The organism is Amycolatopsis sp. NBRC 101858 (assembly GCF_030269325.1).
GTDB classification, from domain to species: Bacteria; Actinomycetota; Actinomycetes; order Mycobacteriales; family Pseudonocardiaceae; genus Amycolatopsis; species Amycolatopsis ponsaeliensis.
Genome location: NZ_BSTD01000002.1, coordinates 566,877 through 588,419, shown reverse-complemented (window position 1 = coordinate 588,419; position 21,543 = coordinate 566,877). Strand labels below are relative to the sequence as shown.

Genomic DNA, 21,543 nt, shown 5'->3' with positions numbered 1-21,543 from the left:
GGTGAGCACGAACGACGGGCCCGGCGGCGTTCCCCCGGAGCAGTCTCCGGAGCGGACCTCTGTCTTCCGGGCCGACTTCCTGGCCGAAGCCGAAGGCCACGAGTCCGCCCCGGCCGCGGAGGCGCCGGTCCAGGGCGTCGACGCCCTGCCCGCGGGTTCGGCGCTGCTGGTCGTGAAGCGCGGCCCGAACGCGGGTTCGCGGTTCCTGCTCGATCGCGACACGACCAGCGCCGGGCGCCACCCGGACAGCGACATCTTCCTGGACGACGTCACGGTCTCGCGCCGGCACGCCGAGTTCCGGCGTGAGGGCGGCGAGTTCGTCGTCATCGACGTCGGCAGCCTCAACGGCACCTACGTCAACCGCGAGCCGGTCGACCAGGCCGTCCTCGCGGGGGGCGACGAGGTGCAGATCGGGAAGTTCCGCCTGGTCTTCCTGACCGGCCCGGGTCACGGGGGCCAGGGGGCGCAGTGACGGCGGCCGGGCGGCCACAGAGTCACGGACTGAGCATCGGGGCCGTCCTGGCGCAGCTGCGCCAGGACTTTCCCGATGTCACCATCTCCAAGATCCGGTTCCTGGAAGCGGAAGGCCTGGTCCAACCGGGCCGGACGGCTTCGGGGTACCGGCAGTTCGCCGCGGCGGACGTGGAGCGACTGCGGTTCGTCCTGGCCGCCCAGCGGGACCACTACCTCCCGTTGAAGGTCATCAAGGAGCAGCTGGACGCGGCGGACTCGGGTGCCGGGCCCGTCGTGGCCCTGCCCCGCCCGCCGCGCCGGCTGGTGCCGATCGACGCCCCGGCGGAGAACGTCGGCCTGCCGGTGGCGGCCGACTTCACCACCGGCAAGGAGCTGCGCCTGACCCAGGAGGAGCTCCTGGAACAGGCCGGCATCGACGCGGCGGCCCTCGCCGAGCTCCAGCAGTACGGCCTGGTCCGCCCCGGTCCCGCGGGGTTCTTCGACCCGGACGCGGTGCTGGTCGCGCGGACGGTGAAGGCGATGACCGAATTCGGTATCGAGCCGAGACATCTGCGCGCCTTCCGCGCTGCGGCCGACCGCGAGGTCGGGTTGCTGGAGCAGATCGTGACGCCGGTGTATCGGCACCGTGACCCGGAGGCCAAGTCGAGGGCCGACGAAGTGGTGCGGGAGCTCGCGGCACTGTCCGTGACCCTGCACACGCTCCTCGTGAAGGCGGGAATCCGTGGCGCCGCGGGTTGTTGAGGCGTAACGGGCCGGTGAGATCCTCTTTGCGGTCCCATGTCAATGACTGAATGTTCGGCACCTCATGCCGTACCGTGAGAACAACGGTTTGCGGTAGGCGAGCCGAGAGTGTCCGACAGCGAGCACAGCGCACGGATGACGGGTAGCGTCGGGAGTGAACGGCGCGAGGCGGTTCCAGCGCTGAAGCCCGTGTGCACGAGAGGGAGGCGAAGCCCGATGAGCGAAATGCGCGTCGTCGGTGTGCGGGTCGAGCTGCCCGCGAATCAGCCGATCTTGTTGCTGCGGGAGACCGAGGGCGAACGGTACCTGCCGATCTGGATCGGCTCGGTCGAAGCGACCGCCATCGCGTTGGAGCAGCAGGGGGTCCGCCCAGCCCGCCCGCTCACCCATGACCTGCTGAAAGAGGTCATCGGAGCGTTGGGCCGCGAGCTCGAGCAGGTCGTGATCACCGACCTCAAGGAAGGCACGTTCTTCGCCGAGCTCGTCTTCGACGGCGACATCCGGGTGTCCGCCCGGCCGAGCGACTCGGTCGCGCTGGCCCTGCGGATCGGCGTCCCCATCCACGCCGTGGACGCGGTGCTGGAAGAGGCGGGCCTGATCATCCCGGACGAGCAGGAGGACGAGGTCGAGAAGTTCCGCGAGTTCCTCGACTCCGTGTCGCCCGAGGATTTCCGGGGAGCCGACACCTGAAGACCTTGCCTTGACGCGGACGTCAACGTCTAGCGTCGAAGGCATGCGGATCGGAGAGCTTGCGCAGCGCACGGGTGTCACCACCCGTGCGCTGCGTTTTTATGAAGCCCAGGGCCTGCTGCCGGCCCGTCGCTCGGCGAACGGCTACCGCGAATACGACGAGGACGACCTGAACCTGGTCCGGGAGATCCAGACCCTGCAGACGGTCGGCCTGACCCTCGACGAGACCCGCCCGTTCGTCGACTGCCTGCGCAGCGGTCACGAGACCGGCGACTCCTGCTCGAGCTCGATCGAGGTCTACCGCCGCAAGCTCGAAGAAGCCGACGCGTTGCTGGCCCGCCTCGGCGGCATCCGCGGCGAGCTGGCCGCGAAGCTCGCCGGCGCCTTGGCCCGGCAGGCGCCCGATCCGTGCGTCGTGCCCGAATCCCCGCGCCTGTGAAGGAGCCTGTCATGTCCGAGGTCGCCGAAGTCACCGACACCACGTTCCCCGAGGTCCTCGGCAGCGACGTCCCCGTGCTCGTCGAGTTCTGGGCCACCTGGTGCGGCCCGTGCCGGATGGTCGGCCCGGTGCTGGCGCAGCTGGCCGCCGAACGGGCCGGGGAGCTCGCCGTCCGTAAGATCAACGCCGACGAGAACCCGGAAACGACCCGGTCCTACCAGGTCATGTCCCTGCCGACGATGATCCTGTTCCGGAACGGCGAGCCGGTCGAGACGATCGTCGGCGCGTTCCCGAAGGCCCGCATCGAAGAGCGGCTCGACCGGGTGCTCAAGGCGCCGTCGCTTTGACGAAGGTGTCCGCCACCTCGCGGCCGTACTGCTCCAGGTCCAGCGCCGGGTCGGCCGCGTAGGCCGCGGCCACCCCGTCGATGGCCTGCGCGATCGACATCGCCATCACTTCGGGCGTGAAGGTGCCGAAGCGCCCTTCCGCCTGACCCTGCTTGAGCTGCCGCGCGAGGCCGTGCACCCGCATGTCGTCGACCAGGATCTTCGTCATCACCCAGCCCTCGGCGTCGTCGGCGTTGGCCGCCAGCTCGGTCAGCACCCGGACGCACTCCGGGTACGCGCGCAGGAACGCGATCGACGTCTCGATGTGGGCCCGCAGGTACCCGGGCCGGTCCGCCGGGTCGACCCCGCCGCCGGTGCGTTCCTTCAGGAACTCGTTCTTCGTCTCGACGACCGTGCTCAGCACGGACTGCATCAGGCCGGCCTTGTTCGTGAAGTGGTACGAGATCATCCGCGTGCTGCTCAGCCCGGCGCGCTCCTTGATCTTGGCGAACGTGGCTTTCCGGTAGCCGAGGTCGGCGATGACGCCGATGGTCGCGCCGATGATCTGGGCGCGGCGGGCCGCCTCGGCGGCGCTGAGCCCCATCTCGGCCAGGAGGTCGGTGTTTACTCGCATGAGTAAAAAGTTACTTGGCTGAGTAAATCACGTCAAGAGGTTTGAATCACCGCGTCCGGGGTACGGCGAACGGCTCAAAGGCTCATCCGACCGTTGAGGCTTGCCGCGCGTCGCGTTGACCGGTGTTCCCCGGGCGCTTACCGTCGAAGGAGGTAAATCGCCACGATGTGATTCACGGTCTGGGGCCGGATCGTGGTGATTGATCTCCGGCGGGTCCCGCTCCTGGGACCGTCCGGCTGTCATTCGCCGGCCGTCAGGTCGGGCGAGGGGAGGCATGCGTGGTCGAGGCTGGTTCCGAGAAGCAGCCTGTTCAGGTCGCGGCGGGCGAACAGGGTGAACTGTTCCCCGACGATTCGCTGCCGGACGAGCTGGTGGGCTACCGCGGCCCGGCCGCGTGCCAGATCGCCGGGATCACCTACCGCCAGCTCGACTACTGGGCCCGGACGAAGCTGGTCGCACCCAGCATCCGCACGGCGCACGGCTCCGGCTCGCAGCGGCTGTACTCGTTCAAGGACATCCTGGTCCTCAAGGTCGTCAAGCGGCTCCTGGACACCGGGGTCTCCCTCCAGAACATCCGGGTCGCCGTCGACCACCTGCGCGTCCGCGGAGTCCGCGACCTCGCGCGCGTCACCCTCTTCTCCGACGGCACCACGGTCTACGAGTGCACCTCGCCGGAGGAGATCGTCGACCTGCTCCAGGGCGGCCAGGGTGTCTTCGGCATCGCGGTCAGCGGCGCCATGCAGGAGATCAGCGGCACCATCCACGAGTTCCCGGCCGAACGCGCCGACGGCGGCATCGTCGAGACGCACGAGCCGGACGAGCTCACCCAGCGCCGCAACGCACGCAAGACCGGGTGATCATCGCCGCGGGCATGCGAGTAAGGTTCCCCGTGCGGTCGACGAATCCGCGCGGGAGAGTCCGAGCCACACCTTGAGCTCGGCGCCGAAGGAGCAAGTCCTCCCCGGAACCTCTCAGGCACCCTGGACCGCGCGGACGAGACGCCTCTGGAAAGCGGGTCGTCAGGACACAGCCTGATGGCCCCGCCGACGGTGCAAGCCCGGCTCAACCTCGGGCGAAACTCTCAGGCGCCCCTCGCGGGTACGGACAGAGTGGGGAGGGTCCGGCACAGGGCTCGCAGGCTCGCCCTTTGCCTTCCTGGTGTTTTGTGGGGGTGCGCAACCCCCACACCCCGCCCGGCGGGCTCCGCCCCCGGACCCCCGCCGTGGTCACCTTCGCGTTTACAGTCGGGTTGGGTAGACGCTGCCGTTCGGAGGAGGCCATCGTGGACCTGTCGCTTGCCTCTCTCGAGCAAGGGATCCCTTTCGCCGACCGGCACATCGGGCCCGGACCCGATGAACTTCGCCGGATCCTCGACGTCATCGGTGTCGCGTCTCTCGACGAGCTCTCCGAGCGTGCTGTTCCCGACTCCCTGCGCGCCTCCGCCGGGGCGCTCGAACTTCCCCCGGCCGCCACCGAAGCGCAGGCTCTCGCCGAACTGCGGGTGCTCGCCGCGCGGAACCGGCCCATGGCCCAGATGATCGGGCTCGGCTACCACGACACCGTCACCCCGCCCGTCATCCGGCGCAACGTCCTCGAGAACCCCGCCTGGTACACCGCCTACACGCCCTACCAGCCCGAGATCTCCCAGGGCCGGCTCGAGGCGCTGCTCAACTTCCAGACCATGGTCGCCGACCTGACCGGCTTGCCCGTCGCCAACGCGTCCATGCTCGACGAGGCCACCGCGGCCGCCGAAGCGATGACGCTCGTGCGGCGGGCCGGGAAGTCCGCGTCCACCCGGTTCGTCGTCGACCAGGACACCCTGCCGCAGACCCTCGCCGTGCTCCGGACGCGGGCCGAACCCCTCGGCATCGAACTGGTCGTCGAAGACCTTTCCCAGGGGCTGACCGGGCTCGGCCTCGGCGGTGACTTCTTCGGGATCCTGTTGTCCTACCCGGGCGCGTCGGGTGCGGTGTGGGAGCTGGACCTGACGATCGCCGACGCCAAGAAGCACGGCGCGGCCGTGATCGTTGCCGCCGACCCGCTGGCCCTGACCCTGATGCGGCCGCCGGGAGAACTCGGCGCCGACGTCGCCGTCGGGTCGACGCAGCGGTTCGGCGTCCCGCTCGGCTTCGGCGGCCCGCACGCCGCCTACCTCGCTGTCCGCAAAGGCCTGGAGCGGCAGTTGCCGGGACGCCTGGTCGGCGTCTCGAAGGACGCCGACGGCGCACCCGCCTACCGGCTCGCCCTCCAGACACGGGAACAGCACATCCGCCGCGAGAAGGCGACCTCGAACATCTGCACCGCGCAGGTCCTGCTCGCGGTGATGGCCTCGATGTACGCGGTCTACCACGGGCCCGACGGCCTGCGCGGGATCGCGCTGCGCGCCCACCGGATGGCGACCGTGCTCGCGGCCGGCCTCTGCGAGGGCGGGGTCGAAGTCGTGCACGGCGAGTTCTTCGACACGATCACCGCGGCGGTGCCGGGCCGGGCGGGCGAGGTCGTCGCGGCGGCCCGCGACCTCGGCGTGAACCTGCGGCTCGTCGACGACGACCACGTCGGCGTCTCCTGCGACGAGACGACCACCCGCGAACGGCTTTCCTGCGTGTGGAAAGCGTTCGGCGTCTCGGTGTCCGATGTGGACGGCCTCGACGCGGACACGGCGGACGCGCTCCCGGCGCCGCTGCGGCGCACCAGCGCGTTCCTCACCCATCCGGTGTTCCACGCCCACCGCTCGGAAACCGCGCTGCTGCGCTACCTGCGGCAGCTGGCGGACAAGGACGTCGCGCTCGACCGCAGCATGATCCCGCTCGGCTCGTGCACCATGAAGCTCAACGCCACCGCCGAGATGGAGCCGGTGACCTGGCCGGAGTTCGCCGGGCTGCACCCGTTCGCGCCCGCGGAAGATGCCGCCGGACTGCTGGAAGTGGTCGCCGACCTCGGCGCGTGGCTCGCGCGGATCACCGGCTACGACACGGTTTCCCTGCAACCCAACGCGGGCAGCCAGGGCGAGTTCGCCGGGCTGCTGGCCATCCGCGCCTACCACCGTTCGCGCGGTGAAGGCGAGCGCGACGTCTGCCTGATCCCGGCGAGCGCCCACGGCACGAACGCGGCGAGCGCCGTGATGGCCGGCATGCGGGTGGTCGTCGTCCGCTGCGACGACGACGGCAACATCGACCTCGCGCACCTGCGGTCCACTGTGGACGACCACCGCGCCGACCTGGCCGCGATCATGATCACGTACCCGTCGACGCACGGGGTCTACGAGGACACCGTCGGCGAGGTGTGTGCGCTGGTGCACGACGCGGGCGGGCAGGTGTACGTCGACGGCGCCAACCTGAACGCGCTCATCGGCGTGGCGCAGTACGGCCGGTTCGGCGCCGACGTCTCGCACCTCAACCTGCACAAGACGTTCTGCATCCCGCACGGCGGCGGCGGACCCGGCGTCGGGCCGATCGGGGTCCGGGCGCACCTGGCGCCGTTCCTGCCGAACCACCCGCTGCAGCCGGCGGCCGGCCCGGCGACCGGGGTCGGGCCGGTCAGCGCGGCGCCGTGGGGGAGCGCGTCGATCCTGCCGATTTCGTGGGCGTACGTCCGGATGATGGGCGCGGACGGCCTGCGCCGGGCGACGCTCGTGGCGGTGGCCAACGCCAACTACGTCGCCCGCCGCCTCGGGGAGCACTTCCCGGTGCTGTACGCGGGCCGGTCGGGCTTCGTGGCGCACGAATGCATCCTGGACCTGCGGCCCTTGACGAAGGCGACCGGCGTGACGGTCGACGACGTCGCGAAGCGGCTGGCGGACTACGGCCTCCACGCGCCGACGATGTCGTTCCCGGTGGCGGGCACGCTCATGGTGGAGCCGACGGAGAGCGAGGACCTGGCCGAGCTGGACCGGTTCTGCGCGGCGATGATCGCGATCCGCACGGAGATCGACCGCGTGGCGGCGGGGGAGTGGGAGCTGGCGGAGTCCCCGCTGCGGCAGGCCCCGCACACGGCCCGCTGCATCGCGGGCGAGTGGGACCGGCCGTACAGCCGCGAGACGGCGGTGTTCCCGGCAGGCCCGACAGCGGCGAAGATCTGGCCCCCGGTCCGCCGCATCGACGGCGCGGCGGGGGACCGCAACCTGGTGTGTTCGTGCCCGCCCCCGGAGGCCTTCGCCTGAGGCGCGGTTCGAGGGAAGGCCACGGCCGCTGCGGGCCGTCCGGCGCATGACCGCCGGTGGTGCGGGCACCATCGACTAGCAGGACCGTCGGCCGCCGCCCTGTCGAGCCGGGGCCGCCGCATCGACGGTCTGCCCACCCCAGCCGCCTAGCGGTCGTGGAGGTGGACCATCAGCTCCGTCCGGCTCGCCAACCCGAGCTTGCGGTAGATCTGCTGCAGGTGCTTCTGCACCGTCCGCGGGCTGACCCCCAGCCGCCGGGCGATGGCGCGGTCCGTTGCCGCCCGGCTCACCAGATGGGCCACCTCCTGCTCGCGGGCCGTCAGCTCGGGCGCCGTCACCGCGGCCGGCCGGATCGCCGGCCGCTCTTCCCTGGCGAACGCCTGGGCCAGGTGCGGTGCCAGCAGCTCGACCAGCTCGTGGTCGCGCGCCGAGAACCCGGGCCGGGACCGGCTGAGCGTCAGCACGCGGCCGTGGCGGTCGTCGACCTGGACCACGCACAGCAGCTGGTCGACCGTCCCGCGCGGGCGGTAGAAATCCGTGTACAACGGCAGCCCGCGCAGCGTCCGCTGGTCGGCGAGGTCGCTCAACGCGGCCGCCGCGCCCAGCCGCAGCGCACCCGTGCGGTAGGCCGCGAACCCCGGGTGCTGGTGCGCGTGCGCCCGGAACTCCGGATGGCGGAGCAGGTTCTGCTCCGGCCGGTCGGTCACCGTGCCGGTCAGCCGGCGGGTCGTGTGCTCGGTGCTCGTGCACGAGACGACGTCGCAGCCGACCAGGCGGCCCAGCTCCGCCAGCCCCTCGCCCGGCCCCGCCTTCAGCTCCCGCACCACTTCGAGAGCGCGGTGCACGCACCGCGCGGTCAGTTCACTGCTCACTCCGGATCCCCCTCGGCTCCTCCGGTCAAGAAAGACCCGGAGAAGCCGAGGGAGATACGAACCGGACGTTACCGGGCGATCCGGACGTTCAGCGTGGTGTTCGCCCCGGCGCTCACCATCGACTGCGCGATGCTGCTGATCCCGGCCGGTGCGCTGTACTGGTTGTTGTTGCTGTCGTCCTCGTCATCGGTGTGGAAGAAGCCCGACGAGTCCACTCCCGAGAACACCAGGTAGCCGAAGCCGACGTTCGGGAACGCCGTCGTCGTGGCCACCCCGGGCGCGAACAGGCAGAACCGCAGCAGCGTGTTGCTGTCGCTCACGTTCGGGAAGATGTTGCCCGAGAACGAGTTGTTGTTGCTGTCGTCCTCGTTGTCGAACCGGCGCGAGAACTCCTGCGAGCCGTTCGGGCAGTTCGCGCCGAGCTTCAGCACGGCGTACGGCCGGAACGAACCGGACTGTGTGACCCCGCGGAACGCGGCGCCGTCGACCCGGCAGAAGAACATCTCCGTGTTGCTCGTGCTGCTGACCGCCCCGATGAACCCGCCGCGCGAGTTCGCGTTGCCGGAGTCCTCGTCGTCCATCCGGATGACGATCGCCTCGGTCCCGGCCGGGCACGACCGGCTCGCCGGGATGACCCCGACGTCGGTCGTGGCCGCCTGGGCCGGCGCGGCCGACACGGTGAGGACCCCGGCGAGCGAGGCCAGCAGCAGTGCCGGAACGGTGAAGAGTCGTTTCATGGTGAGCCTTCCTCCCCAGTGCTTTCTGACCCCTCAAGAACACCAACCACGACCCCGCGGCGGCCATACGCACTAGTGCGTACGCCGGGCCGGGCCCGCACAGGAACGGGAGGTAGGTTGACGCCATGGCGAGTGCGCACGGTCCTGATCGGACGTCCGTGGTCGTGACCGGCGGCAGCGGCTTCATCGGCCGGGCCGTCGTGCGCGCCCTCCGCGACCGGGGTGTCCCGGTCACCGTCGTGGACCGGGTCCCGTTCCCGGACGACGGCGACGACGTCCGCGTGGTGACCGGCGACCTCCGTGACGCCGCCGTCCGCGAAGAAGCCGTGAGGCCGGAGACCGCCGGGATCGTGCACCTCGCCGCGCTGACGTCGGTGCTGAAGTCGGTCGAGCTGCCCGAGGACACCTTCGCCGACAACGTCCTGGTGACCCAGGAGCTCCTGGAGCTCGCGCGCCGCCGCGAGGTGCCGAAGTTCCTGCTCGCCTCGACCAACGCGGTGATCGGCAACGTCGGCACCGCGACGATCACGCCCGACCTGCCGCTGCGGCCGCTGACGCCCTACGGCGCCACCAAAGCCGCGTGCGAAATGCTGCTCTCGGGCTACGCCGGCGCGTACGGCATGACGACGTGTGCGTTGCGGTTCACCAACGTCTACGGCCCGGGAATGTCCCACAAGGACAGTTTCGTGCCGCGCATGATGCGAGCCGCGCTGACCGGCACCGGGGTCAAGATCTACGGCGACGGCCGCCAGCGCCGCGACCTCGTGCACGTCGACGACGTCGTCCGCGCGATCCTCTCGGCCCTCGACAGCGGCCACACCGGCCGCGCGATCGTCGGCGCCGGGCGTTCGGTCTCCGTGCTGGAGATGGTCGAGGCCGTGCGCGAGGTGACCGGCGCCGAGCTGCCGGTCGAGCACATCGAAGCGCCGGCGGGGGAGATGCCCGCGGTCGTCGTCGATGTCTCGGCCAGCGCGGAGACGATCGGCTACGCGCCGTCCGTCTCGCTGACCGACGGCCTCGCGACGGCGTGGAAGTACTTCTCCGGCCTCGACCGTCCAAACGCGACACCGTGAGTGGGTTCTTCCGGCGGCACTGGCTGCTGCTCCTGCTCCTCGTCCCGGCGATCGTCCTCCGGGTGCTGACCTGGCTGGCCTACCGGCCGGCGCTGCTGTACATCGATTCGTTCCGCTACATCGACAACCTGCACGCGCTGCGCGCCGACCAGCTCGACCCGATCGGCTACGACCTCGTGCTGCGCCCGCTGCTGGCGGTCGGCGGGCTGGCCTGGGTCACGGCGGTGCAGCACGCGGGCGGGATCCTGATCGCGATCGGCCTGTACGCCCTGGTGCTGCGCCTCGGCGGCCGGCCGTGGGTCGCCGCGCTCGCCGCCGTGCCCGTCCTGCTCGACGCCTACCAGCTGCAGATCGAGCAGAACATCATGTCGGAGGTCGTCTTCGAGGCGGTGCTGCTCGGGCTCCTCTGGCTGCTGGTGGGCCGGGGCGAACCGGGCTGGAAGCGCGCGGGTGCCGCCGGCCTGCTGGTCGGGTTCGCCGTGCTGACGCGGCTGATCGGCATCTCCCTGGCCCTGCCGGTGCTGGTCTGCCTGGTCGTCGCCGGGGGAGCGTGGCGGCATTGGGCGGGCTGGCGCCGGGCGGGCGTCGGCCTGCTGGGCCTGCTCGTCGTGCTCGTGCCCTATTCGGCGCGGGTGCACTCGGAGACGGGCAAGTGGGGGCTGACCGGGCCGTCCGGGAACATGCTCTACGGCCGCACCGCCGCGGTCGCCGACTGCGCGAACCTCCACCTCGACCCGACGCTGCAGGTCTTCTGCCCGACCGAGCCGCGCGAGACCCGGCTGGTGGACAACTACACCCACGCCGACCTCGACCCGAACTGGCCGGGCCCGCTGCCGCCGGGCGCGGACAAGGCCGCGCTGGCGCACGAGTTCGCGATCGACGTGCTCAAGGAACAGCCCGGCGACGTCGCGGAAGCCATCCTGGACGACTTCGCCAAGAGCTTCGCCTGGACCCGCGAGCAGGACCCGACCGACGTGCCGCTGGACCGGTGGCAGTTCCAGCTCACCTACCCGCAGTGGGCCGACCAGTCGCTGATCGACCTGGTCACGCAGCAGAACGACGGCGTCAACGCGAGTGTCGACCAGCCCCTGGCGAAGATCCTGCGCGACTACCAGCTCGGCGGTGGCTACGTCCCGGGCGCGGTGCTCGGCATCGGCGCGATCCTGGGCCTGCTCACGGTGTTCCGCCGCAGGAAGCCCCTGGACCGGGCCCGGGCGGGCGCGCTGCTCGCGGCGTCGAGCGGGCTGATCCTGCTCTTCGCCTCGGCGGTGTTCCAGTTCTCCTGGCGCTACCAGATCCCCGCCCTCGTGCTGCTGCCGCTGGCCGGCGCGCTGGGCTTCACGACGCTGACGTCGGCCAGCCGGAAACGCCTCACCGCGTTCCCCGACGACGTCGACCAGGGCGCCCTCGACGACTTCCGCGGCCGTCGCCCGGACCTCGAACTGGCCCCGCTGACGGTCGTCATCGCGGCCTACAACGAGGCAGGCGGCATCGGCGAAGTCCTGGAGAAGATGCCGGACGAGTGCCTCGGCATGCGGGTCGACGTGCTCGTCGTGGTCGACGGCGGCACCGACGACACGGCGACGATCGCCGAGGAGCACGGCGCGTACGTCTGCGTCGCGCCCCGCAATCGCGGCCAGGGGGCGGCGCTGCGCCTGGGCTACCACCTCGCGGCGGAGGCCGGCGCGGAGTACGTCGTGACGACCGACGCCGACGGCCAGTACGACAACAGCGAGCTCGAAGCCCTGGTCGGCCCGGTCGTCGACGGCACCGCGGACTTCGTCACCGGCTCGCGTCGGCTGGGGCACGAAGAGGCCGACAGCCGCGTCCGGTGGCTGGGCGTGCGCGTGTTCGCCGTGCTGGCGTCGGTGCTGACGGCCCGGCGGATCACCGACACGTCGTTCGGCTTCCGCGCGATGCGGGCGGACCTGGCGTGCGCGGTGCCGCTCAACGAGCCGCAGTACCAGTCGTCGGAGCTGATGCTCGGGGTGACCGCGCGCGGTGCCCGCGTCGTCGAGCTGCCGATGAGCATGCGGCTGCGCAAGGCGGGCAAGAGCAAGAAGGGCGGCAGCCTCGTCTACGGCGCCAACTACGCCCGGGTCATGACGGGGACGTGGTGGCGGGGGTACGTGCTGCGCCGCGGCCGAACACGAGCCGGTCGAGCAGGGTGAACTTGACGACGAACACCAGCGCGTAGCTGGCCACGTATGCGCCGTCGACGAGCACGACCCACCAGAAGTGCGGCAGGTTCAGCGGCGTCAGCAGCGAGCCGGCCAGCGTCGTCAGGCCGATGGACGCGAGGCCGCCGAGGCCGATCACGACCAGGTAGGGCAGCAGTTCGCGACGCACGCGCGGGCGCCCGGTCCGGCCCCACACCCAGCGGCGGGTGACGACGAAGTTCAGCACCGCGCCGGCCGCCCAGGCCAGCGTGCTCGCCCACGCGGCGGCGCCGCCGGTCGCGAGCACCGCCAGCAGCACCACCTGGCTGACGACCGTGGCCGCGACCGACGTCGCCGCGGCACGCGCCAGCCGGGCCCAGCCGCGGCGGCGGGTCTTCTCCGTCGTGCGGGGCCGCACGCCGTTGGTTACGGTCGTCATGCCCCCATCCTCCCCGCGGGCCCGTCGCGCCGCCGTCCGGGTCCCCTACGCATAGGAGATTCACAGCTCATTGCCAGGTCCTCATCAGCAGGTGATCGATAACGTCGGGGGGCGTAAACGAGCAGGAAAGGCGGCACAATGCGTGTGCTGGTTCTCGGCGGTGACGGATATCTGGGCTGGCCGACCGCGCTGCACTTATCGGACAAAGGCCACGAGGTAGCCGTTCTCGACAATTTCGCCCGGCGCGGGTACGACGCCGAACTGGGCGTCGAAAGCCTCGTCCCGATCGAATCGCTCGCCGACCGGATCGCCGCGTGGCACGAGGTCTCCGGGGCGGCGATCGGCAGCTACGAGGGTGACCTGCTGGACGCGGAGTTCCTGTTCGAGGCGCTGCGCGACTTCCGGCCCGACGCGATCGTCCACTACGCCGAGCAGCGGTCCGCGCCGTACTCGATGATCGACCGCGAGCACGCGGTGTACACCCAGCACAACAACGTGATCGGCAACCTGAATCTCCTGTACGCGATCGCCGAGATCGACCCGGCGATCCACCTGGTCAAACTGGGCACGATGGGCGAATACGGCACGCCTAACGTCGACATCGAAGAAGGCTGGCTGGACCTCGAACACAAGGGGCGCAAGGACCGGGTGCTGTTCCCGAAGCGGCCCGGGTCTTTCTACCACCTGACCAAGGTGCACGATTCGCACAACATCGAATTCACGTGCCGCGCGTGGGGGCTGCGCGCGACGGATCTCAACCAGGGCATCGTGTACGGCCAGCAGACGCCGCAGACGGCACTCGACCCGCGGCTGGCGACCCGCTTCGACTACGACGCCGTGTTCGGCACGGTGCTGAACCGGTTCGTCATCCAGGCGGTGCTGGGCCAGCCGCTGACCGTGTACGGCCAGGGCGCCCAGACGCGTGGCCTGATCGACATCCGCGACACCGTCGAATGCATCCGGCTCGCCGTGGAGAACCCGGCCGAGGCGGGGGAGTTCCGCGTCTTCAACCAGATGACCGAGAGCATGTCCGTGGCCGCGATCGCCGACCTCGTCGCCGAGCGGTTCCCCGGGCCGGTGCAGATCGAGCAGCTGGAGAACCCGCGCACCGAGGCGCCGGAGCACTACTACAACGTGCAGCACACGGGGCTGGTCGGGCTGGGGCTCGAGCCGCACCTGCTCTCGGACACGCTGATCGAGTCGATGTTCGACATCGTGGGCGCCAACAAGCACCGGGTGAACCCCGAGAAGCTGCGCCCGACGGTGCGCTGGCGGGGCGCGCTGAAGGGCTAGCGGTGCGGAGGGCGTGCGGGCTCCCCTGCCCGGGAGCCCGCACGCTCCTGTTTCAGCCCGGGATCTTGTCCAGGAAGCCGTGCACCTGGGCGATCTTCCCGCCTTCGAGCTCGACGACGTCGAACCCGATGGCGACCGGCTCGGCCCCGGGCGTGCCGAGGTACCACTGGAACCGGGCGAGGTCGTGGTGCGCGTCGGGCTCGGCGGGCAGGCTGAAGGTCAGCCCGGCGAACTGCTGCTGCGCCCCGCCGACGAACTGGTCGATCCCGTCGTGCCCGGTGACGGCGCCGAGCGGATCGGTGTAGCCGGCGCCCTCGGTGAAGAGGTCACCGATGAGGGCCCGGCGCTTGTCGCCGTCGGTCTCGTTCCAGACGGCGATGTACTGCTCGACGATGCCGCGGACGTCGGTCATGGCGGGTTCCTTTCGTTGGGGGACAACGGGTTGTCGTCGTCCGGTGCTGGGACCGACTGTGGCGGACGCGCCGCGGCCCGTCGATTACGCGCGGGGTAATGCCCGCGCATTACCCCGGAAGTAATGGCAGCGACCCCGTGATCGCCGTAGCGTCGCTCGCGTGACGACTACGGTGCAGGCGACGCGGCAGCGGCCCGTCGGGGAGCTGCTGCGGGAATGGCGGGACCGGCGCCGGATCAGCCAGCTCGACCTGGCGATCTCGGCGGACATCTCCACCCGCCACCTCAGCTTCGTGGAAACCGGACGCTCCCGGCCGAGCCGGGACATGGTGCTGCGCCTCGGCGAACACCTCGACGTGCCGCTGCGCGAGCGCAACCGGCTGCTGCTCGCCGCCGGGTTCGCGCCCGCCTACACCGAAAGCGCGCTGGGGGACCCGGAGATGTCCGCCGTCCGCCAGGCCGTCCGGCAGCTGCTCGCGAGCCACGAGCCCTACCCCGCCGCCGTCGTCGACCGGGGCTGGAACCTCGTCGACGCCAACGCCGCCACCGGCTTGTTCGTCGCCGGGATCCCGCCCGAGCTGACCACCAACGTCCTGCGCGCGACCCTGCACCCCGACGGCATGGCCCCGCACGTCCGGAACCTGGGGGAGTGGCGCGCCCACCTGCTCGGCCGGCTGCGGCGCCAGGTGGGCCAGACCGCGGACCCCGGGCTGGCCGATCTCCTGGACGAGCTGCGCGGCTACCCCTGCGACCAGCCCGTGCCCGAGGTGGAGGTCCCTGGACCGGGTGACATCTTCGTGCCGCTCAAGTTCCGCCACGAAGGCACCGACCTGACGTTCTTCAGCACGGTGGCCACCTTCGGCACACCGCTGGACGTCACGGTCGCGGAACTGGTCATCGAGTCGTTCTTCCCGGCCGACCCGGCGACGGCCGCATACCTGCGCGAGCGGGCGGCGTCGGTGGAATGATGGGACGCACCCGCGCAGCATCCGACGTGAGGATCACCGGCAGATGGCCGTCCCGCCTTCGCTCGCCCTGTCCGACGGAGTCCGCATCCCCCAGCTGGTGTTCGGCGTCGCGGGCCTGACCGCCGCCGAAACCGGCCGCGCCGTCCGCATCGCCCTCGACATCGGCTACCGGGGCTTCGACACGGCGCCGGGGACCGAGGCCGCGGTGGGCGACGCGCTCGCCGGAGTGCCCCGCGAAGAGCTGTTCGTCAGCGTCAAGGTGCCCGCGCAGGGCTACGACGTCGCCCGCCGCGCCGCCGACCAGGCACTGGCCGCGCTCCAGCTCGAGCAAGCCGACCTGTGCCTGCTGGACGGCACGAAAGGCGCGTTCACCGACACCTGGCGCGCCCTGAGCCGCCTGCGTGCCGACGGCCGCGTCCGCGCGGTCGGGGTCGCCGGGTTCGGCGTCGCGGAGCTGCGCCGGCTGATCGACGCCACCGGCGCGGTCCCGGTGCTCAACCAGATCGAGCTGCACCCGTGGCTGCAGCAGCTCCCGCTGCGCGAGTTCCACGCCGAGCGCGGCATCGTGACCGCGGCGTCGAGCCCGGCCGCCAACGCCGGCCTGCTGGCCGACGAGACGGTCACCGCGCTCGCGGCGAAGTACGGCAAGACGCCCGCCCAGATCGTGCTGCGGTGGCACCTGCAGGAGGGCACGGTCGCCGTGGCGGCTTCGGCCACGACGACCCGGACGCGCGAGAACTTCGGGATCTTCGACTTCGAGCTGGCCGACGACGACCTCGCCGTGGTGGCCGAGCTCGACAACGGCACGCGCGTCTAGGTCGACTTGATCCCGGCGGCGGCGAAGTCGGCCTGCTGAGCCGGCTGTTCGAGGTACTCGCGGAAGGTCTGGGCGGCGCGGAGCACGGTGTCGTCGATGCCCTGGCCGGTGAGCCCGATGAACGGGTAGTCCGCCGACCGCGCGTTCGCCACCGACTGCGCGGGCGAGCCGATCAGCTCGGGCTTCTTGGTGGTGAGCTCGCTGACCCAGTACGACGACTCCGGCAGCCAGGCGGCCGGGAGCCCGCCGATCGCGTCGAGGTTGGTCCGGCCGACCAGCGCGTCGAGCACTTGCGCGGAGGGCTTGGCCTCGATCATCACGTGCACGCACTGCCCGTGGACGACGGTGGCGGCCTGGTTCCAGCGGTCGGCCGCGGCGGTGAGGGGTTTCTGCACGCTCGGCGTGACGAGGATCCGCATGTGGGAGGTGCCGCCGGAACAGCTGGCGGCCTGCGCCTCGGCGCGGCTGTTGAGCTCGCTGTCGGCCCAGTTCCAGCCGATGACGCCGAGCCCGATCAGGGCGGCGAGCACGGCGCAGGCGATCGGCCAGGTGGCGATCCGGCGCCGCGGCGCCTTCTTGCCGACGATCCGGTGCGACCCGGTGGCCTCGCCCTTGCCGAGGGTGCGGTGCGAGCCGGTGTTCTCGCTCTTGCCCGAGGGAGCGGTGGCATCGGTGCGGCCGGGCGAGCGAAGCCGGCCGGGAGTCTCGTCCTCGGCGGCTTCACGGCGCCGGCGGCCGCGGCGCGCGGTGCCTTCGGTGGTTTCTTCGCGGTCGAGGGTGCGGTGGGAGCCGGTGTCTTCGCTCTTGGCGGCGGTCCGGGCGGTGATCGGGTAGTCGCCGGAGGTCTCACCGTGCCGGGTGATGACCTCGGTCCGCTCGGCGGCCGACTCAGCGGGCGCGGCTTTCCCCCGGCGGCGGCCGCCTTCGCCCCGGCGGGCCGGGTGGGCACCGGTGGCGTCACTGCGGCCGGCAACGGGGTTGGCGCCGGTGGCTTCGCCGCGGCGAGCGGCGCGGGACGATTCGGCGACGGGGTGGGAGCCGGTGGTTTCGCCCCGGCGGGCAGCGCGAGACGATTCGCCGCGTTCGGCGGTGGGGTGAGAGCCGGTGGTTTCGCCCCGGCGGCCTGCGGGAGCCTCACCGCGGCCGGCGGCAGGGTAGGAGCCAGAAACCTCGCCACGGCGGCCGGCGGGAGCTTCACTGCGGCTGGGGGCGGGGTGGGAGTCGGAAGCCTCGCCACGGCGAGTGGCGCGGGAGGATTCGCCGCGCTCGGCAACAGGATAGGAACCGGAAGCTTCACCGCGACGGCCGGCGGGAGCCTCACCATGGCCGACGACAGGGTATGAGCCGGACACCTCGCCACGGCGGTCGGCGGGAGTCTTACCGCGACTGGCGGCGGGGTGGGAGCCGGTGGTTTCCCCGCGGCGGCCTGCGGGAGCCTCACCGTGGCCGACGACAGGGTAGGAGCCAGACACTTCACCGCGGCGGCCTGCGGGAGCTTCACCGCGACTCGCGACGGGATAAGAACCAGAAGCCTCACCACGGCGGCCGGCAGGAGCTTCACCGCGACCCTGGACAGGGTAAGAACCCGAAGCCTCGCCACGCCCGGTCACCGGGTACGAACCGGAAGCCTCGCCGCGGCGGGCAGCGGTGGGCTCGCCGCCACCGGAGACGAAGTAGCCCGACGAATCACCGCGCGCGGCACCACGACCGGCGATCCCGAAAGCGTCCGAGATGGAGCTGCGCTTCGGGGTGCCCGCGACCGGGTACGCGCCGGACGCCTCGCCGCGGCCCGTGGCGCGCGGCTCGTCCGGGCGGCGTCCGCCCGGCGCCCCGGCACGGTCCTGAGGGTGCGGCACGGGCTCGTCGTCCCGGGCGTGTCGCCCCATGGTCGTCCTTTCGGCGTCGGCGCATGTCAAGTACGCGCTGCGATGCAATGAAACCGTTATCACCCTAACAGGTGAGTATCAGTGAGAGAATAATCTGACTCACAGTGGCGCGTACTCAGGGTGCTGCGCTGACCAGGCGATGGCAGTGCGCGATCAGGCGAGCACGCACCGGCGCCGCCCGCCGGGCGAAACCGGCCTGGGCCCTGGCGTATTCGGCGCGTCCCTCGGCCGTCTCGATCCGCACCGGCGGATAGCCGAGCCCGGCCAGGTCGTACGGGCTCGCCCGCATGTCCAGCGTCCGGATCTCGACGGCCAGCTCGAACCCGTCCGCCACCAGCTCCGCCGGCACGAACGGATCGAGCTTGTACGCCCATTTGAACAGGTCCATGTTCGCGTGCAGGCACCCCGGCTGCTCGAGTGCGACCTGCGTCTCCCGCGACGGCGTCAGCTCGTTGCGCGGCCGGGCGTCGGCGGTGAAGAACCGGAACGCGTCGAAGTGCCCGCACCGGATGTCCAGGGACTCGACGACCTCGTCGGTGCCCGCCGAGCCGAGCCGGAGCGGGACCTGGTTGTGCCGCACCGAGTCCGCCGGCTCGCGGTAGACCATCGCCCACTCGTGCAGCCCGAAGCAGCTCAGCCGCGGCGCGCGCGACGCCGTCGCGGTCAGCAGGCCGAGGACGAACTCCGCGGTCCGCCTCTTGCCTTCCGTGAACGCCACCGGATCGAGTGTCACCCCATCGGGGGTCTCGAGGTAGCCCTTGCGATCCAGGAAACGCCGCGCCGCGGGCCCGGCGAGCGCGACGCCGGGCCCGGGCTGCCACCGCTGCAGGTGCGACGGCCGGAACGAGTAGTAGGTGAACAGGAAGTCCAGCACCGGGTGCTTCTCGCCGCGCGAGCGCCGCTCCTGGTGCGGGACCGTCCACCGCCGCATCCGCTCGACGTGCGCCGCCTCCCGGGCCAGCCAGTCCGGTTCGGCGAGCACGTCGACGGCGGTCATGCGCCCACGTGGGTTCCGTCGCGCACGGTGCCCACGTACTCCTCGACGAGATCCTCCAGCGCGACGACCCCGACGGCCTTCCCGTCGACGTCGAGCGCCCGCGCCAGGTGGCTGCCTTCCTTGCGCATGGCCGACAGCGCGACGTCGAGGCGGGCGTCGGCCCGCAGCTCGGTGAGCGCGCGCGTCTTCGCCGTCGGCACGATCGTCGCCGGGTCCTGCCCGGCCAGGTCGAGGACGTCCTTCACGTGGATGTAGCCGGTCAGCCGCCCGTCGTCGGTGCACACCGGGAACCGCGAGAAGCCGGTGGACGACACCGCCCGCTCGACGTCGCCGACCGTCGGCCCGCAGGGCAGGGTCGTCAGCTCGGCCGTCGGCACCAGCACGTCGGCCACCGTCTTCTGCACCGACGACAGCGTCTGGGTGAGCCGCCGGTGCTCGGACTGGTCGATCAGGCCTTCGCGCCGCGACTCGCTGAGCAGCTCGGCCAGCTCGTCGGACGTGTACGCCGTCTCCAGCTCGTCCTTCGGCTCGACCTTCACCGCGCGCAGCAGCGAGTTCGCGACGAAGTTCAGCAGCCAGATGAACGGGTTGGCGAGCTTGACCCACCCGACGTGCACCGGCACCAGCCACAGCGCGAGCCGCTCGGGCTCGGCGATCGCGAGGTTCTTCGGCACCATCTCGCCGATCAGGACGTGCAGCACGGTGATGAACGCCAGCGCGATGGCGAACGAGACCGCGTGCAGCAGCGTCTCGGGCAGGCCCAGCAGGTCGAAGAACGCCGAGAGCCGGTGCGCGATCGCGGGCTCGCCGAGGCGGCCGAGCAGCAGCGAGCAGATGGTGATGCCCAGCTGCGCGCCCGCCAGCATCAGCGACACGTGCTTGCTCGCGTTGATCACGATCTTCGCGCGCGTCTTGCCCTGTTCCAGCAGCGCTTCGAGCCTGTCCCGCCGCGAGGAGATCAGCGTGAACTCGGCGCCGACGAAGAAGGCGTTGAGCAGCAGCAGGAGCACCACGAGGGCGATGTTCAGCCAGTCGCTCACGAGACCACCTCGGCTTCGGGGGCTTCGGCGGGGGTCCGCACCGGGGCCACTTCGACCTCGGCGACGCGGCGCTTGTCCATCGTGGTGACGGTGAGCCGCCAGCCGTCGACCTCGGCGGCGTCACCCTCGGCGGGGATCTTGCCCAGCCGTTCGAGGATCAGCCCGGCGATGGTCTCGTAGTCGCCGTCCGGCATCCGGAAGCCGGTGACGTCGGTGACCTCGTCGGCGCGCAGCTGCCCGGACACCAGCCAGCTGTCGGTGCCGACCTGCTGGGACGCCGGCGCTTCGCGGTCGTCGTGCTCGTCGCGGACGTCGCCGATGATCTCCTCGACGACGTCCTCCAGCGTCACCAGCCCGGCCGTGCCGCCGTACTCGTCGACGACGATCGCCAGCTGGAAGCGGGAGTCGCGCAGCCGGTTGAGCAGGTCGTCGCCGGGCAGCGACTCGGGCACGGTCGGCACCGGCCGCATGACCGAGCCGATCGGCACGGCGGCGCGGTCGGTGGCGGGCACCGCGAAGGCCTGCTTGACGTGCACGGCGCCGCGGACGTCGTCGAGGTCCTCTGCGTGCACCGGGAACCGCGAAAAGCCGGTGCGGCGCGAGATGTCGATGAGGTCCTCGATGGTGTCGTCGATCGCGAGCGATTCGAGCTGCACCCGCGGGGTCATGAGCTCCTCCGCGGTGCGCTCGCCGAACCGCAGCGAGCGGTCCAGCAGTTCCGCGGTCGACGTGTCGAGCGTGCCGCTTTCGGCGCTGGAGCGCACGATCGAGCCCAGCTCCTGCGGCGAGCGCGCGGACCGCAGCTCCTCCTGGGGTTCGACGCCGAACTTGCGCACGAGGAAGTTCGCGCTGTTGTTCATGATCGTGATGAGCCAGCGGAACAGCGCGGAGAACCGCGAGTGGTAGCCGGCGACGGCGCGCGCGGTCGGCAGCGGCCGGGCGATGGCGAGGTTCTTCGGCACCATTTCGCCGAGGATCATCGACAGCGAGGTGGCGATGATCAGGGCGAGCACGATCGACGCCCCGGCCGCGAACCCCTCGGGGAGCCCGACGCCGGTGAGCAGCGGCCGGACGAGCTCGCCGATGAGCGGCTCGGCCAGGTACCCGGTGATCAGCGTGGTGAGCGTGATCGCGACCTGGGCGCCGGAGAGCTGGAAGGACAGCGTCCGGTGGGCTTTTTGGACGGTCAGGGCGCGCCGGTCGCCGACTTGGCGGACGTTGGCGTCCACGGTGCTGCGCTCGAGCGCGGTCAGCGAGAACTCGGCGGCGACCGCGAGCCCGGTGCCGACGGTCAGCAGCACGAAGAGGAGGACGCCGAGCACGGCGAAGAGGATCTGCATCATTCCGCACCCGCCCGGACGGCGGGGGATGAACCTATCGGACAGCCG

21 protein-coding genes and 1 riboswitch are annotated in these 21,543 nt (G+C 71.3%); of the genes, 12 read left to right on the top strand and 9 right to left on the bottom strand.

The window, feature by feature from the left end:
* Window position 1: 1 nt before the first annotated feature.
* The 5 genes from garA (at window position 2) to trxA (ending at window position 2,691) form a co-directional block, all read left to right on the top strand.
* Window positions 2-472: a glycogen accumulation regulator GarA gene (gene garA / locus QSK39_RS15985; RefSeq protein WP_284750621.1), complete on the top strand. Its 471-nt coding sequence runs from the start codon at window positions 2-4 to the stop codon at window positions 470-472.
* The gene (gene ftsR / locus QSK39_RS15980) at window positions 469-1,215 is read left to right on the top strand and encodes a transcriptional regulator FtsR (RefSeq protein ID WP_285478521.1); all 747 of its coding nucleotides are present in this window, start codon (window positions 469-471) and stop codon (window positions 1,213-1,215) included. The genes garA and ftsR overlap by 4 nt, the downstream gene beginning before the upstream one ends.
* A 216-nt stretch (window positions 1,216-1,431) precedes the next feature.
* Window positions 1,432-1,905 (top strand): bifunctional nuclease family protein, encoded by a 474-nt coding sequence (locus QSK39_RS15975; protein WP_009078856.1) that lies wholly within the window; start codon window positions 1,432-1,434, stop codon window positions 1,903-1,905.
* Window positions 1,906-1,948: 43 nt separating this feature from the next.
* A complete protein-coding gene (locus tag QSK39_RS15970) occupies window positions 1,949-2,344 on the top strand; it encodes a MerR family transcriptional regulator (protein ID WP_285478520.1) in 396 nt (131 codons plus the stop codon).
* Window positions 2,345-2,355: 11 nt separating this feature from the next.
* On the top strand, window positions 2,356-2,691 hold the full coding sequence (gene trxA / locus QSK39_RS15965; RefSeq protein ID WP_285478519.1) for a thioredoxin: 336 nt from the start codon (window positions 2,356-2,358) through the stop codon (window positions 2,689-2,691).
* On the opposite strand, the gene QSK39_RS15960 is transcribed toward trxA, so the two are convergent.
* Window positions 2,672-3,304: a TetR/AcrR family transcriptional regulator gene (locus tag QSK39_RS15960; RefSeq protein ID WP_285478518.1), complete on the bottom strand. Its 633-nt coding sequence runs from the start codon at window positions 3,302-3,304 to the stop codon at window positions 2,672-2,674. The genes trxA and QSK39_RS15960 overlap by 20 nt on opposite strands.
* Window positions 3,305-3,582: 278 nt before the next feature.
* Between QSK39_RS15960 and QSK39_RS15955 the strand changes: the two genes are divergently transcribed.
* Both QSK39_RS15955 and gcvP read left to right on the top strand, forming a co-directional pair.
* Window positions 3,583-4,161, top strand: coding sequence for a MerR family transcriptional regulator (locus tag QSK39_RS15955; protein WP_285478517.1), 579 nt, complete (start codon window positions 3,583-3,585; stop codon window positions 4,159-4,161).
* Window positions 4,162-4,203: 42 nt separating this feature from the next.
* A riboswitch (glycine riboswitch) is annotated at window positions 4,204-4,302 on the top strand.
* A gap of 281 nt (window positions 4,303-4,583) precedes the next feature.
* Window positions 4,584-7,463, top strand: a complete 2,880-nt coding sequence (gcvP, locus tag QSK39_RS15950; RefSeq protein WP_285479915.1) for an aminomethyl-transferring glycine dehydrogenase — start codon at window positions 4,584-4,586, stop codon at window positions 7,461-7,463.
* A 146-nt stretch (window positions 7,464-7,609) separates the two neighbouring features.
* On the opposite strand, the gene QSK39_RS15945 is transcribed toward gcvP, so the two are convergent.
* Both QSK39_RS15945 and QSK39_RS15940 read right to left on the bottom strand, forming a co-directional pair.
* Window positions 7,610-8,335, bottom strand: a complete 726-nt coding sequence (locus tag QSK39_RS15945; RefSeq protein ID WP_285478516.1) for a response regulator transcription factor — start codon at window positions 8,333-8,335, stop codon at window positions 7,610-7,612.
* 68 nt (window positions 8,336-8,403) lie between these two features.
* A complete protein-coding gene (locus tag QSK39_RS15940; protein ID WP_285478515.1) occupies window positions 8,404-9,072 on the bottom strand; it encodes a hypothetical protein in 669 nt (222 codons plus the stop codon).
* A 125-nt stretch (window positions 9,073-9,197) separates the two neighbouring features.
* Between QSK39_RS15940 and QSK39_RS15935 the strand changes: the two genes are divergently transcribed.
* Both QSK39_RS15935 and QSK39_RS15930 read left to right on the top strand, forming a co-directional pair.
* Window positions 9,198-10,145 carry an NAD-dependent epimerase/dehydratase family protein gene (locus QSK39_RS15935; protein WP_285478514.1) on the top strand — a complete coding sequence of 316 codons (948 nt, stop codon included), beginning with the start codon at window positions 9,198-9,200 and terminating at the stop codon, window positions 10,143-10,145.
* Complete coding sequence (locus tag QSK39_RS15930; protein ID WP_285478513.1) at window positions 10,142-12,316, top strand: glycosyltransferase family 2 protein; 2,175 nt, start codon at window positions 10,142-10,144, stop codon at window positions 12,314-12,316. The genes QSK39_RS15935 and QSK39_RS15930 overlap by 4 nt, the downstream gene beginning before the upstream one ends.
* Here the strand turns inward: QSK39_RS15930 and QSK39_RS15925 are convergent.
* Window positions 12,246-12,743 carry a GtrA family protein gene (locus QSK39_RS15925; protein ID WP_285478512.1) on the bottom strand — a complete coding sequence of 166 codons (498 nt, stop codon included), beginning with the start codon at window positions 12,741-12,743 and terminating at the stop codon, window positions 12,246-12,248. The two genes, QSK39_RS15930 and QSK39_RS15925, sit on opposite strands and share 71 nt — an antisense overlap.
* A gap of 138 nt (window positions 12,744-12,881) precedes the next feature.
* On the opposite strand from QSK39_RS15925, the gene QSK39_RS15920 reads away from it, so the two are divergent.
* On the top strand, window positions 12,882-14,036 hold the full coding sequence (locus QSK39_RS15920) for an NAD-dependent epimerase/dehydratase family protein (protein ID WP_285478511.1): 1,155 nt from the start codon (window positions 12,882-12,884) through the stop codon (window positions 14,034-14,036).
* 52 nt (window positions 14,037-14,088) lie between these two features.
* On the opposite strand, the gene QSK39_RS15915 is transcribed toward QSK39_RS15920, so the two are convergent.
* Window positions 14,089-14,448, bottom strand: a complete 360-nt coding sequence (locus QSK39_RS15915; RefSeq protein WP_285478510.1) for a nuclear transport factor 2 family protein — start codon at window positions 14,446-14,448, stop codon at window positions 14,089-14,091.
* A gap of 160 nt (window positions 14,449-14,608) precedes the next feature.
* Here QSK39_RS15915 and QSK39_RS15910 point away from each other — a divergent pair, with 160 nt between their 5' ends.
* Window positions 14,609-15,415, top strand: a complete 807-nt coding sequence (locus QSK39_RS15910; RefSeq protein ID WP_502873278.1) for a helix-turn-helix domain-containing protein — start codon at window positions 14,609-14,611, stop codon at window positions 15,413-15,415.
* Between the two features lie 43 nt (window positions 15,416-15,458).
* Window positions 15,459-16,232, top strand: a complete 774-nt coding sequence (locus QSK39_RS15905; protein ID WP_285478509.1) for an aldo/keto reductase — start codon at window positions 15,459-15,461, stop codon at window positions 16,230-16,232.
* Here QSK39_RS15905 and QSK39_RS15900 read toward each other — a convergent pair.
* The 4 genes from QSK39_RS15900 to QSK39_RS15885 all read right to left on the bottom strand — a co-directional run bounded on the left by QSK39_RS15900 (window position 16,229) and on the right by QSK39_RS15885 (window position 21,498).
* On the bottom strand, window positions 16,229-17,584 hold the full coding sequence (locus QSK39_RS15900) for a collagen-like domain-containing protein (RefSeq protein WP_285478508.1): 1,356 nt from the start codon (window positions 17,582-17,584) through the stop codon (window positions 16,229-16,231). The genes QSK39_RS15905 and QSK39_RS15900 overlap by 4 nt on opposite strands.
* 649 nt (window positions 17,585-18,233) lie before the next feature.
* Window positions 18,234-19,115, bottom strand: coding sequence for a 3-methyladenine DNA glycosylase (locus tag QSK39_RS15895; protein WP_285478507.1), 882 nt, complete (start codon window positions 19,113-19,115; stop codon window positions 18,234-18,236).
* Window positions 19,112-20,155 carry a hemolysin family protein gene (locus QSK39_RS15890; RefSeq protein ID WP_285478506.1) on the bottom strand — a complete coding sequence of 348 codons (1,044 nt, stop codon included), beginning with the start codon at window positions 20,153-20,155 and terminating at the stop codon, window positions 19,112-19,114. Before QSK39_RS15890 ends, QSK39_RS15895 begins: the two co-directional genes overlap by 4 nt.
* Window positions 20,152-21,498 carry a hemolysin family protein gene (locus QSK39_RS15885; protein WP_285478505.1) on the bottom strand — a complete coding sequence of 449 codons (1,347 nt, stop codon included), beginning with the start codon at window positions 21,496-21,498 and terminating at the stop codon, window positions 20,152-20,154. Before QSK39_RS15885 ends, QSK39_RS15890 begins: the two co-directional genes overlap by 4 nt.
* Window positions 21,499-21,543 lie beyond the last annotated feature (45 nt).